This is a genomic window from Eubacterium sp. AF17-7 (assembly GCF_003461285.1).
GTDB lineage: Bacteria > Bacillota > Clostridia > Lachnospirales > Lachnospiraceae > Eubacterium_U > Eubacterium_U album.
Genome location: NZ_QTWU01000017.1, coordinates 51,221 through 64,086 on the forward strand (window position 1 = coordinate 51,221; position 12,866 = coordinate 64,086).

Genomic DNA, 12,866 nt, shown 5'->3' on the forward strand with positions numbered 1-12,866 from the left:
TTAAACAATTTTGCAAAATTAATTAATATAAACAAATTTTAAATAACAAATAGTTAATAACTTTTAAGTTTGAGAATAGGAGGAAAAATATATGAGAAAGAAAATTTTAGCAGTAGTATTAACAGGAATTTTAGCAGTAGGAGCATTAACAGGATGCGGAGCAAAGAGTGATAGTAAAGATTCAGCAAAGGCAAGTGATGATAAAAAGATAACAGTTGCAGCTTCAGCAACACCTCACGCAGAGATTCTAGAAGAGGCAAAGTATTTGCTTGAAAAGAAGGGTTACACATTAGAGGTAAAAGTATTTGATGATTATGTTCAGCCAAATAACGTAGTAGAAAGTGGAGAATTTGATGCAAACTATTTTCAGCATATTCCTTATTTAGAGCAGTTCAATGAAGAAAAAGGAACACATCTTGCAATTGCAGGAAAGATTCATTATGAACCATTTGGAATTTATCCGGGAACAAAAAAAGATTTAAAGGATATTGCTAAAGGCGATAAAATTGCAGTACCTAATGACACAACAAATGAAGCAAGAGCACTTTTATTATTACAGGATAATGGCATAATTAAATTAAAAGATGGAGCAGGCATAAAAGCTACAGTAAACGATATTGTTGAAAATCCGTATGATGTTGAAATTGTAGAATTAGAAGCAGCACAGGTACCAAGAGTTGTAGATGAAACAGCATTTGTAGTATTAAACGGAAATTATGCACTTGAGGCAAATTACACAGTAAGCAAAGATGCATTAGCTTATGAAAAATCAGACTCAGAAGCAGCTAAAACTTATGTAAATGTAATAGCCGTAAAAGAAGGAAATGAAGATAGCGAAAAGATTAAAGCATTGGTTGATGTTTTGAAATCAGATGAAATCAAGCAGTTTATTGAAGAAAAATATCAGGGCGCTGTTATTGCATACGATGGGGAATAATCATATAATATTAGAATGATATGGTGTCATATGAAGATATAATCAGAAATTTAGAGTTATACTTTTAATAAAATAAAGTAGGTAGAGGATTAGATATTGATTTGTTTAATAATTAAATCCTTTACCTATTTTTGTTTTGAAAAGAATGAAATGAAATCATAAAGAAGTAATTATAAAATGAATTACAGGAAGCCATGAAGCTCTACAGAATAGGAAAAAACAAGTTTTGTAGGGCAAATAAGTATAAAAATAACAAGTGAACCCACAAATTAATATATCTACAATATACAAACCAACATATGTCCATATATTAGTTTACAAATCACAATCTACAACCATAAAACCAACCATCCAACATCCAACCATCCAACATCCAACCATCCAAATCAAATTTCGTTGAATATTATAGCGATAAATGTTAGAATAAAAAATAATTATGTGGAAGAAGAGAGGTATTAATAATGATTTCAAAAATCGCATGGAAAAAAGTTATGGCGGTAATTTGTTCAACTGCATTAGTTGGAACAGTAATGTGTGGATTTGGACATAAGGTTACATATGCAGAGGGAACTACATCTGAAGTTAATGGAGACCAGGGGACACTTCCTTGGGAGGCAGAATTTTATGCAGGTGAGACTGAAAACAATGGAGATGAAGGAACATTCCCATGGAATGATGAATTCACAACAACTGCACCTGAGACGACAACTGTAGATGTTACAACAAAAGGAAATGGCGATAATTGGGGAGAAGATATTTTTACAACATCGCATCAGGAGACAACTACAACAAAGGCGCCTGAGATAACTACAACAACGAAGGCACCTGAGACGACAACAACAAAAGCACCAGAGACGACAACAAAGGCACAGGAAACAACAACAAAAGCACCTGAGACGACAACAACAAAAGCACCTGAAACAACAACAGTACCAGAGACGACAACAACAAAAGCACCTGAAACAACAACAAAGGCGCCTGAGACAAGTACAACAACGAAGGCACCTGAGACAACTACAACAAAGGCGCCTGAGACAACTACAACAAAGGCGCTTGAGACAACTACAACAAAAAAAACACCGGGAATAACTACAAATCAGAACGAAACAACAACACAGAATGCAACAACAAATAATAACTCAAATGCACAGCCAACAAGTGTAGGTGGAACTTCTGCAATTTCTACAGCAACAGCAACAGAGACTACGATTGGTGGAGCAAATGTATATACAGTAAATAATCAGACAGCACCTGTAATCAAAAAAGCAATTAAGAAAAAATCAGCAAAAAAAGCAACAGTTAAACTTAAAAAAGTTGCGGGAGTAAATGGTTATCAGGTAAAGGTTTCTTTAAACAAAAAATTTAAAAAGAAAACAACTGTTACAATAAACACAAAAAAGGCAAAGGCAGTTGTTAAAAAATTGAAAGCCGGTAAGAAGTATTTTGTTAAGGCAAGAACATATGTGATTGTAGATGGAAAGAAAGTATATGGAAAATGGAGTAAGGTAAAGAAAGTTAAGAATATATAATCAGACTTTTAAGTGGTGAAAGACATGAGTAATATTAGTAAAAAAACATATGTATGGGTTTTATTGGCTATGGCAGTGATAATGGGAAGCGGATTGTTGTATTCTGCAAATGCAAGAGCCGGGGAAATAGTTAAAACAGAAAAGAATGGTGATGAAGGAACTTTCCCATGGCAGAACGAATTTACAACAACAGCACTTAATTATGAATCAGATACACAGAAAGAAACAGAAAAGACAACACAAAAAGTAACGACACAGCAAAAAGAAGAAACTAATGTAACAACAGTTGTTATATCTGATGAGAAATGTGTTAATGCAACTATTAAAAGAGCCAAAATTAAAAAAATAAAAAAGAAAGCATTAAATAAAATATCGATTAAGCTTAAAGTCTTAAAGAGTGTTAATGGATATCAGATAAAAATATCAACATCAAAGAAATTTAAGGCGAAAGCAACAAGAACTTTAAATATAAATAAAATTAATTTTACAATTAAAAACATAAAAAATAAAAAAATTTATTATGTAAAAGTTCGAGGATATAGAAAAGAAAATGGTGTAAATCTTTATGGAAAATGGTCCAAAATAAAGAAAGTAAAATAAAGAAATAAAACAAAATAATAATAAAAAGGTTCAATGAATTGTATAGCTTACGAAAAGTTAGATTTTTAAGTCTGACTTTTGAGAGACTAAACAAAATTTCAATGAACCTTTTTTATTTAAAAATGACAAACTCGTTTAGGCAGTGTCGTATTAGAAAACGAAAAGCAACATAGCAACGAGCCAACTCATAGATGCTGCGCATCTATTTCGTTTAGGCAGTCGCCATATTCTAAAACAAAACCCCTCTGGTTTGTAAGCAAGCTTACACCAGAGGGCTATACTTTAGTAGGACGATAAATAATGCGTTTCTAAATTGGAAATAGGCTATCAAAATCGGTCTTGGAACTTCAAAAAAATATTTTGATTTTCTTGAAAAACAGTTCCGCTTTGTACCCCTATTTTCTCCTATTAGCAGAGGGAGTAATCCCTGTAATGCTAAATCGGATTACATAAGGAAAGGAGGATAAGAGAATGTCAAGGAGTTCAAAGATTACAGCACTCTATGAGCGTTTGTCGAGAGATGATGATCTTAATGGTGAGTCAAATTCAATCACCAATCAAAAGCAATACTTGGAAGATTACGCCCGAAGAAATGGTTTTACGAATATCCGTCATTTTACTGACGATGGTTTTTCGGGTGTAAATTTCAATCGTCCGAGTTTTCAGGAGTTGATTAAGGAAGTAGAAGCAGGAAATGTCGCAACGATTATTGTTAAGGATATGAGCCGATTAGGGCGAAACTATCTGCAAGTCGGTTTTTATACGGAAGTTCTGTTCCCACAGAAAGATGTCCGTTTCCTTGCGATAAATAACAGTATCGACAGCAATAATGCTTCTGACAATGACTTTGCCCCATTTTTGAATATAATGAACGAATGGTACGCAAAAGACACAAGCAATAAAATCAAGGCTGTGTTTGACGCCCGTATGAAAGACGGAAAGCGTTGTAGCGGTTCAATTCCCTATGGATATAACCGATTAGCAACCGACAAACAAACGCTTGTCGTTGACCCTGTGGCTTCTGCGGTGGTAAAGCGTATCTTTTTGCTTGCCAACGAGGGCAAAAGTCCGAGAGCAATCGCTGAATTGCTTACCGAAGAAAAGGTTTTAATTCCGGCTGCACACGCAAAGGAATATCACCCCGAACAGTATAACGGAACAAAGTTTTCAGACCCGTATCTTTGGGGAATGTCAACCATAAGAGCGATTTTAAGCAGACAGGAATATCTCGGTCATACTGTTTTGCGTAAATCGGTCAGCACCAATTTCAAACTGCACAAAAGAAAGAATACCGATGAAGATGAACAGTATGTATTTTATAATACGCACGAGCCTATCATCTCGCAGGAACTTTGGGACAGCGTTCAGAAGCGAAAGAAACGAGCGAACAGGACAGCGGCAAGAGGAACGCATAGCAACCGTTTAAGCGGTTATCTGTACTGTGCGGATTGTGGCAGAAGAATGACCCTGCAAACGCATTACAGTAAAAAAGACCGTTCGGTGCAGTATTCTTACCGTTGCGGCGGATATGCAAGCAAAGTAAACTCCTGCTCTGCCCATTCAATTAGTGCTGATAATGTTGAAGCCTTGATATTATCGGCTGTCAAACGATTATCAAGATTTGTTCTGAATGACGAAGAAGCCTTTGCAAAGGAACTTCAAGCACTTTGGAATGAAAAGCAGACAGAAAAGCCAAAGCACAATAAATCGGAATTGCACCGTTTTCAGAAGCGATACGATGAATTGTCTAAACTTATTCGTGGCTTGTATGAAAATCTTGTTTCGGGATTACTGCCCGAAAGACAGTATAAGCAACTGATGAAGCAGTACGATGACGAACAGGCTGAGCTGGAAACGAAGATTGAGGAAATGGAAAAGGAACTTACCGAAGAAAAAGTAAATGCTGTTGATATTAAGCATTTCATTTCTTTAATTCGCAAGTGCAAAGAGCCGACAGAAATTTCCGATTTGATGTTTGCTGAACTCATTGACAAGATTGTGGTTTATGAAGCAGAGGGTGTGGGAAAAGCAAGGACACAAAAGGTTGATATTTACTTCAACTATGTCGGGCAGGTCGATATTGCCTATACAGAAGAAGAACTTGCTGAAATAAAGGCACAGGAAGAACAGATTGAGATGGAACGCTTGGCAAAACAGCGTGAGCGTGAAAAAGCCTACCGAGAGAAGCGAAAGGCGAAAAAACTCGCTGAAAACGGTGGAGAAATCGTCAAGACAAAGATATGTCCTCACTGTCAAAAAGAGTTTGTGCCTACAAGTAACCGACAGATATTCTGTTCAAAAGATTGTTGCTATCAGGCAAGGCAGGACAAGACAAAAGCCGACAGAGAAGCTGAAAAAGGAAATCATTATTATCGTCAGCGTGTCTGTGCTGTGTGTGGCAGTACCTACTGGCCTACACACAGTCAGCAGAAATTCTGTTCCGAAGAATGTCAAAAGATAAACCATAACGAGAAGTCTTTGGAATTTTATCACAAGAAGCAGAAGGAGAAATCAGAATGCAAAGATTTATTACAGACGAAAGAACTGGTATCCAGTACGAACTCATCGGAGATTATTACTATCCCTGCTTGACGATAGAAAACGAAGAACCGCCTACGCTCACAAAATACGGAAGAATGAGGGAAAGATATTTGAGGGAGCATAGGAAAGTCTTATATTGCAATCTGCTTACAAGCGGAAAGTTATATGAACACCTTGCTGAAATTGATACTTCGGCGTGTAATATGGCGGAGTATCTGATAAAGGAAATGGCAAGAAAACAAGGTGTGACGGAACAACTGAAAGCGGAGGATATGATGAGATGGGTCGGATTGATGAATAATATCCGAGCCTGTGCAGATGAGATTGTATTGAACGATATTGTGTATTCCTAATAGCATACCAGCCGAAAAGGAACTGCTGTCTTTACTGATGGCAGTTTTCTTTTTCGGGAAGTATTCAAGAAGTCATTAAGTCGTGAGTGTAATGGAAGTGGTTAAATTGAAAGTTCATAAAGATGGTATGATGTGTTAAAATGAGAGTGATGAATTGTAATTTTCCGCATTGAATATTAAGAGACTTGTAGGTGTAAGCCTTTTGCTGTTTTATTATATTCTTTCAAAAAATGAAAGCTAATCTTTGAATAAATATTTTTTGAATTTAAGTGACGCTTGACACATTTTTCCCGTTTATTAGGGTGAAAGGCCTTAATACAAGGGAAAGGAGGAGAAGCCTATGGATGATAAGCAGATATTAGATTTATATTGGGAGCGCTCCGAAGCTGCTATATCCGAAACTTCAAAAAAATACGGAAAGTATTGCAGATACATAGCCTTTAATATTCTTCACAATGACGAAGATAGCGAGGAATGTGTAAATGATACTTATTTAAGAGCTTGGAACAGCATACCGCCTAACCGTCCATCTGTCCTAAAAACTTTTTTAGGGAAGATTACTCGCAACCTATCTTTGGATAGGTACGAACTGCTTAATGCAAAGAAACGTAATGGTGGGCAAATGCCATTGGTTTTTGATGAAATACAAGAGTGCATACCATCGTTGGATAGTACAGAAAACATTGTTGAAGAAATCGCTCTAACGGATATTCTCAACCGCTTTCTTTCTTCCCTGTCATTAGAACAGCGAAAAATCTTTATGAGAAGATATTGGTATTTATCGCCCATTAAAGAAATTGCAACGGAATATGGTATGAGCGAGAGCAAAATCAAGATGTCATTATTTCGTTCAAGGAACGAACTCAAAAAATTGTTAGAGAAAGAAGGTATCTCTGTATGAAAGAAAAGAAACTTTTAAGGGCATTGGGAAATGTCGATAATCAGTATATTAAGGAGGCTGAACCTATGAAAAAAACAAGTAAAATAACTAATCGGCAAAAATGGGTGTCTGTTGCAGCTTGCTTCGTACTCGTTGCTGTGATTGGAGTGGGAGTTTTTCAAAGCAATCTGTTTGGTACAAAAAACGATATTGCCACGCTGAATGATGGAGAAACAATTACTTTTGTTAAAAATGACTTATCACAATCTTCAATTAACTTAAATGTAACAACAAGACCTTTGAGCGATGCTGAAATTGAAATGCTTTTTGCAGACTTGCCTGTTACCGCAGATGCTTATTTTGATGCTGACAATCATAATATTCTGGGTTTTGAGGGAAAAATTGATGATACAAGAATGGTAGTTTCTAAACAGGGTGTAAATCTATTAGATACTATCATTGATGGAAATACAATCACTTCAAGTGTAGACGGCGTTGATATCAACGCAGGATATTTCGTAACAAAGTCAAATAGTCAAGGTGTCAAAACCGTAATATATTATGCAACCTTTGATATGGGAGAGAACACTATTTATGTAGAGTATTCTGGCGTTGAAAATGAAAGTGAAACTGTAAAAAACAACTTGGCAGACACAATTTTGAAGTTGATTGAGAACGGTGCATTTGATTTGAGCCAAATCCAAGAATAATCTGCAAATTTCATATACTAAGAACTTGATGTAACACCCTATACCCTTAAAAAATAGGGAAAGTAATATAAAGCCCCAAAAAACAAGTCTAAAAAGCTCTATTAGAACGGTATCTTCGCTTTTTGCCTGTTCTTATGATTATAATTTTAGTGGTCACGTTTTTTGCTACTTGAATGACAGAAAACATCGTAGAAATACGGTGTTTTTTGTTGCCCCAAACCCTACAATTTCATACATAACCACAGGTTAGTACAAATACCTTGCGTGATTTTTTTGAAAGGCTTAGAAAGGCAATTTTGCCCGATTTTCGCCCCGAAAAATGACAGAAACAAGGCTCTGAGTATCTTTCCTGTGGTTTTTTTATTTTCAGACGGAAAGGAGGATTGATATGCCGAGAATGAGTAAGAAACGGAAACAAGATTGGGCATTGTTTCTGAACGAAAGAAATCGCATTACCTACAACGAACTTTGCAGAAAATGCAGTAATGACTGCAAGCAGAGTTTCCGTTGTATCGTGGTGCTTTGCCCTAAGTATTTATCGAAAAGGAGAACGAAGAAAAATGAAGCAAATGGAAAATGAAATGAATGTAAATGTCCCTCTCGAAGTTATTAAGGCAAGTGAGATTGAGCCGAAGGAAGTGAAATGGCTGTGGTATCCGTATATTCCGTACGGCAAGGTTACGCTGTTGCAGGGCGATCCGGGCGATGGAAAAAGCAAGTTAATGCTGTCAATCGCCGCACTGCTCTCTAAGGGCGAACCTCTGCCTTTTACTGAAACGGAAGAAAATGAGCCTATGACTATCATCTATCAGACAACGGAAGATGATGCAGACGATACGGTAGTACCCCGATTTAACTCTGCCGGTGGGAACGGAGAAAACCTTATCTTCATCAAGGAAGATGAAAAGTCTTTATCCTTTGGAGATAACCGTATTGCTGAAGCAATCGAAAAGTATCACGCAAAACTTTTAATTCTTGACCCGATGAGTTCCTATATCGGAGAGAACTGTTCAATGAACAATGCCAACGAAACAAGGGCAGAGTTTAATCACTTGATTGCAGTTGCAAAAAATACTGGCTGTGCCATCGTGATTATCGCCCATATGAACAAGATGAGAGATATAAATCCTCTTTATCGCACCAACGGTTCGATTGATATTGCGGGTGCTGCAAGAAGTATTCTTGCAATCACACGCACACCGAACAAAGAAGCACCAGCGGAACGATATATGGTGCAAGTGAAATCTAACCTTGCCCCGACAGGCTCGGCAATTCTTTTTGAGGTGGCAGAAAAGGGAGTGGACTTTATCTCTGAAATGGAAATGACAGCAGAAGAAGCGTTCCAATCCCTCGCACCCAAAATGGGCAGACCGAACGAAAAGGAAATCAAGGCGAAAGAATTTCTTTTGGAAATGCTGAAAGACGGAGAAATGCTTTCTTCGGATTGCGAAGAAAGACTTGAAGCCGCTGGGTTAAAAAAATCGACCATCAAAAAGGCAAAGAAGAAAGCAGGAGTTATCTCCCGAAAACAAGGCTTTCTGTGGTACTGGTCTTTGCCGATGGGCGATATACCTAGAGAATAAAAGCAGGCTGTCTGATGGCGGGACAGTCTGTTTTTATGATGGAGGTATCAAAAGGAGGTCAAGGGGGGAACTCCCTTGCCCACGACATCTTTGCAGACGAAGTCTGAAAGTGTCATAGTGGGTTACACACATTCAGAGAATGTTGTGTAATGGCTTCGCCCTGTCTGGAAAGGAGAGAAAAATGGCAAAAACCAATAAGGCGGATATGAGTTGTGCAAAGGTAAAAAAGTACACCGCTTCTGATGTGAGCAAGGCTGAAAGGCACAACGAACGCAAGAATGAAACCTATGAAAATATGAATGTGATTGTGGAACGAATACCTTTTAATGTGCATTTCAAAAAGCCGACTGCCCCGACCTATATGGAACAGTTAAAGCAGATGGAAACAGACGGGCAAGTGTCGCTTCGTGGGTTGAGGAAAGACGCAACGCTGTTTGATGAGATTGTGATTGATGTGAACACGATGTACTTCGAGCGTAATGGTGGTTATGAATACGCAAAACAGTTTTATGAAGAAGCCTACCATTTCATTGAAGAAAAATTCGGTGCTGACAATGTTATATCGGCAGTAATGCACGCTGATGAAATCAATATAGTAGCAAGTGAGGAACTGGGAAAAGAGGTTTACCATTATCATCTTCACGCTATAGTTCTGCCAGTGGTGGAGAAAGAAATTCTATGGAGTAAGCGTTGCAAAGACCCCGAATTGCGAGGAACAGTCAAGGAAGTGGTTAATCAGATTAGCCATTCAAAGAAATGGAAATCAGATATTCCGATGACCGATGAAAAAGGAAATTCGTTGTTAAGGAAGAACGGTAAGCCTATGTTTCGAGCTTCGTACAGCATACTGCAAGATGAACTGTTTAATTATATGACGGAGCAAGGGTTCAAAGGCTTTCAGCGTGGCGAATACGGAAGTACAGCCGAGCATTTAACTTCCCTGCAATATCAAATCCAACAGGACAAAGAGCGATTGGAGAAGTTGCAGAAGCGTATTCAAAAGGAACAGGTTAAGTATGAGCCTGCCCGTCATATTTCCAAAACCTTAAACGAGATTGACAGTATGGGACAGAAAACATTCACAGGCAAAATGGCAATTTCCCAAAAGGACTATTCTGAGCTGACTGCCCTTGCCAAAGAGGGTATCACAAGTCGTGCGGAAATCAAAAAATTTGAGCAGAGTGCAAATTTTTACCGACAGAAGTATATGGACAGTGCAAACGCATTGGAACGAATGAAAACCAAATACAACGAACTGAAAGAAAAGTGCAGACCTTTTCTTGAAGCGTTGGAACATTTCCCCGAAGTTGCCAAACTTTTTACCGAAAAAGTGAAGCAACTTTTTTCTTTTAAGGAAGCACAGGAACGAGCCGAAAAAGAAGCAAGGGAAAAAGAAAGACAAGAGCGTATCAAGGCACGAAAGAGCAAGCGAGGTATGGAAAGATAACCTTTTCCATTATACTCACGACTTAATGACTTCTTGATATGTTCCGATGAAACAGGCTGTATTTGTGGGGTGTTCCAAACGGAATGCCCCACAATCAATTTATGAAAAGGAGAAAATGATTATATGAAAGAGAATATTTTATCTTATACAACGCGAATAGGCAAAACAACTTTTATTGTCAATGTGAAGCAATCGGAAAGTGCGAAGAAGCCTTTGAATACGGTGTTTCAAGAAATATGCCGACACGAGATGTTAGGCGTTTTTTCAGCAGATAAATATTTGAATTTAGAAAACTTACAAAAATCATCTTGACAAACTCGTTCCCGAGGGGTTTTGTTTTAGAACGTGGCTCGTTGCTATAAAAAATGTAGCTTTTATAAAATAAAGATACTTTATTTTAAATGGTTTAGTGGTAAAATTAAAATGGTTTATACGATTTACAAATAAAAAAGAAAGGATTATTTAATATGTTTAAAAAAGGAATTGCATTTATAACAGCTGTTGCTTTAGTTACATCAGGGATTGTATTTACACCTTCTAATGCAGATGCAGCAGTTAATTCAAATCAGGGTTCAAATTCATGGAAATTAGTGTGGAGTGATGAATTTAATCAGACTGTTGGTCAGGCACCGGATACAAGTGTATGGAATTATGATATTGGACATGGTAGCAATGGATGGGGAAATAATGAATTACAGCGCTATACGGATAGCACGAATAACGTTTACATTGCAGATTTATCTTCTGATTCGGGTTCGAGTGACGGAAGAGCACTTGCAATAAAGGCACAGAAAGAGGGAAGTGAATATACATCAGGACGTATTCAGACTCAGAATAAACAATATTGTAAATTTGGAAGAATAGAAACAAAGCTTCGTGTTGAAAATGGAAGCCAGAGTGGTGTATGGCCGGCATTCTGGATGTTAGGTCAAAATTATAATGCGAGTGGTAATAATTGGAATGGCGCATATGGTGCGTCACCATGGCCGTCATGCGGTGAAATTGATATTATGGAACATAGAAATGCAGAAACGCAGGTAATTGGTACACTACATTGGAATCCAAGTACAACTAATTATGAACATGTTTATGCGGGTAGTGAGACAACAAACAGTTTTGGAGCAATAGATACAATTGAAAATTGGCATACATATGCAATTGAATGGTATGAGGATTGTATGAAATGGTATGTTGATGGTATTTGCTATCAGACAATGAATATTTCAAGTGAACAAATGGATGAGTTTCAGAGAGACCATTTTATTATTTTAAATTTGGCATTAGGAAGCAATAGTTCACCATTTACTTTGAATCAGACTGTAAGTGCAAATTTTACAAATGCTACAATGTATGTTGATTATGTAAGAGTTTTTCAGGGAAATGATGCTTCATTTTCAATTAAGAATAAAAAAGAAGGCATTGCTCAGCCTGAAACTACAACTAACAGATTTTCAAGTATGACTTCAATTAATAATGATGGTAATATGCATAATATAGGGCAGTGGAATTATTTGTTCGCAGGCTCTTGGACAGGCACATCAGGCTATTATAAGGGCGGAACAGATTTAAATGATTTGGAAGTTTATATTGGAAGCAATAACAATGCAAGCGAAGAATGGGGAGCACAACTAAAGACAAATGCACTTAGCCTTAATGCAGGGAAAACATATAATTATTCCATTTCAATAGAGTCTGATAAGGCAGGTGCAGAAGTTCTGCTTAAAAATGATACGGATGGAATTGAATTACAAAGAAAGACTTTAACAAATGGCAAAAACATATTTGCAGGAACTATAACATCAGAAAAAGGAAACGCAGAGCTTATATTTGCACTTGGAAAAGTAGCTGCAGGGACGACTTTAAAAGTAACAGATTTTACTATTTCAGATAGCTCGGGAGAAATAACAACAAAAGCACCGGAGACAACAAAGGTTTCTGAAACGACTACAAAAATTGCAGAAACAACAACTGCTAGTGGTAATAAACCTGAAAAACCATTTGGTTTGGTGGTAAATTGTCCAAGTGATAATACTATTTCTGTAGTATGGGGAAATGTAGTTGGAAATTTATACAATATCTATATAGATGGAGTAAAAGTAAAAGAAACTGTAGGATGTGCAGAATATAGATTTGAAGGATATTCAGTAGGAAGTCATACAGTAGAGGTGTGTACGATAAAGGGTGGTATCGAATCAGACAAAATTTCAGGTACAGTTAATGTTACAGGAAAAGATGAGATAACAACAAAAGCACCTGAGACAACAAAGGTTTCTGAAACGACTACAA

12 protein-coding genes are annotated in these 12,866 nt (G+C 37.2%); all 12 read left to right on the top strand.

Annotated features, from left to right (window positions below; genetic code table 11):
• The first annotated feature begins 91 nt into the window (after positions 1-91).
• Positions 92-937 carry a MetQ/NlpA family ABC transporter substrate-binding protein gene (locus DWW96_RS12265; protein ID WP_117910615.1) on the top strand — a complete coding sequence of 282 codons (846 nt, stop codon included), beginning with the start codon at positions 92-94 and terminating at the stop codon, positions 935-937.
• Between the two features lie 461 nt (positions 938-1,398).
• Positions 1,399-2,466 (top strand): hypothetical protein, encoded by a 1,068-nt coding sequence (locus tag DWW96_RS12270; RefSeq protein ID WP_117910616.1) that lies wholly within the window; start codon positions 1,399-1,401, stop codon positions 2,464-2,466.
• A 24-nt stretch (positions 2,467-2,490) separates the two neighbouring features.
• A complete protein-coding gene (locus tag DWW96_RS12275) occupies positions 2,491-3,066 on the top strand; it encodes a hypothetical protein (RefSeq protein ID WP_117910617.1) in 576 nt (191 codons plus the stop codon).
• A gap of 471 nt (positions 3,067-3,537) precedes the next feature.
• A complete protein-coding gene (locus DWW96_RS12280; RefSeq protein WP_117599152.1) occupies positions 3,538-5,658 on the top strand; it encodes a recombinase family protein in 2,121 nt (706 codons plus the stop codon).
• Positions 5,655-5,960: a TnpV protein gene (locus tag DWW96_RS12285; protein ID WP_347496384.1), complete on the top strand. Its 306-nt coding sequence runs from the start codon at positions 5,655-5,657 to the stop codon at positions 5,958-5,960. Before DWW96_RS12280 ends, DWW96_RS12285 begins: the two co-directional genes overlap by 4 nt.
• A 340-nt stretch (positions 5,961-6,300) precedes the next feature.
• A complete protein-coding gene (locus DWW96_RS12290) occupies positions 6,301-6,861 on the top strand; it encodes a sigma-70 family RNA polymerase sigma factor (protein WP_071428839.1) in 561 nt (186 codons plus the stop codon).
• Positions 6,858-7,550 (top strand): hypothetical protein, encoded by a 693-nt coding sequence (locus DWW96_RS12295; protein ID WP_054690455.1) that lies wholly within the window; start codon positions 6,858-6,860, stop codon positions 7,548-7,550. The genes DWW96_RS12290 and DWW96_RS12295 overlap by 4 nt, the downstream gene beginning before the upstream one ends.
• A gap of 388 nt (positions 7,551-7,938) precedes the next feature.
• Entirely contained in the window at positions 7,939-8,130 is a 192-nt protein-coding gene (locus DWW96_RS12300; protein ID WP_054325471.1) for a hypothetical protein, read from the top strand.
• Positions 8,111-9,133, top strand: a complete 1,023-nt coding sequence (locus DWW96_RS12305) for an AAA family ATPase (protein ID WP_199522697.1) — start codon at positions 8,111-8,113, stop codon at positions 9,131-9,133. The genes DWW96_RS12300 and DWW96_RS12305 overlap by 20 nt, the downstream gene beginning before the upstream one ends.
• A gap of 181 nt (positions 9,134-9,314) precedes the next feature.
• Positions 9,315-10,580, top strand: a complete 1,266-nt coding sequence (locus tag DWW96_RS12310) for a plasmid recombination protein (protein ID WP_117910619.1) — start codon at positions 9,315-9,317, stop codon at positions 10,578-10,580.
• 123 nt (positions 10,581-10,703) lie between these two features.
• Positions 10,704-10,892: a transposon-encoded TnpW family protein gene (locus DWW96_RS12315; RefSeq protein ID WP_117910620.1), complete on the top strand. Its 189-nt coding sequence runs from the start codon at positions 10,704-10,706 to the stop codon at positions 10,890-10,892.
• Positions 10,893-11,047: 155 nt separating this feature from the next.
• Positions 11,048-12,866, top strand: a 1,819-nt coding sequence (locus DWW96_RS12320) for a glycoside hydrolase family 16 protein (protein ID WP_147339830.1), incomplete at its 3' end; no start/stop codon positions are given.

Bases quoted from the DNA above. Each gene is read 5' to 3' on its own strand.
- DWW96_RS12305 (WP_199522697.1), top strand. From the start codon at position 8,111: ATGAAGCAAATGGAAAATGAAATGAATGTAAATGTCCCTCTCGAAGTT.
- DWW96_RS12265 (WP_117910615.1), top strand. From the start codon at position 92: ATGAGAAAGAAAATTTTAGCAGTAGTATTAACAGGAATTTTAGCAGTA.
- DWW96_RS12280 (WP_117599152.1), top strand. From the start codon at position 3,538: ATGTCAAGGAGTTCAAAGATTACAGCACTCTATGAGCGTTTGTCGAGA.
- DWW96_RS12300 (WP_054325471.1), top strand. From the start codon at position 7,939: ATGCCGAGAATGAGTAAGAAACGGAAACAAGATTGGGCATTGTTTCTG.
- DWW96_RS12270 (WP_117910616.1), top strand. From the start codon at position 1,399: ATGATTTCAAAAATCGCATGGAAAAAAGTTATGGCGGTAATTTGTTCA.
- DWW96_RS12295 (WP_054690455.1), top strand. From the start codon at position 6,858: ATGAAAGAAAAGAAACTTTTAAGGGCATTGGGAAATGTCGATAATCAG.
- DWW96_RS12310 (WP_117910619.1), top strand. From the start codon at position 9,315: ATGGCAAAAACCAATAAGGCGGATATGAGTTGTGCAAAGGTAAAAAAG.
- DWW96_RS12315 (WP_117910620.1), top strand. From the start codon at position 10,704: ATGAAAGAGAATATTTTATCTTATACAACGCGAATAGGCAAAACAACT.
- DWW96_RS12275 (WP_117910617.1), top strand. From the start codon at position 2,491: ATGAGTAATATTAGTAAAAAAACATATGTATGGGTTTTATTGGCTATG.
- DWW96_RS12290 (WP_071428839.1), top strand. From the start codon at position 6,301: ATGGATGATAAGCAGATATTAGATTTATATTGGGAGCGCTCCGAAGCT.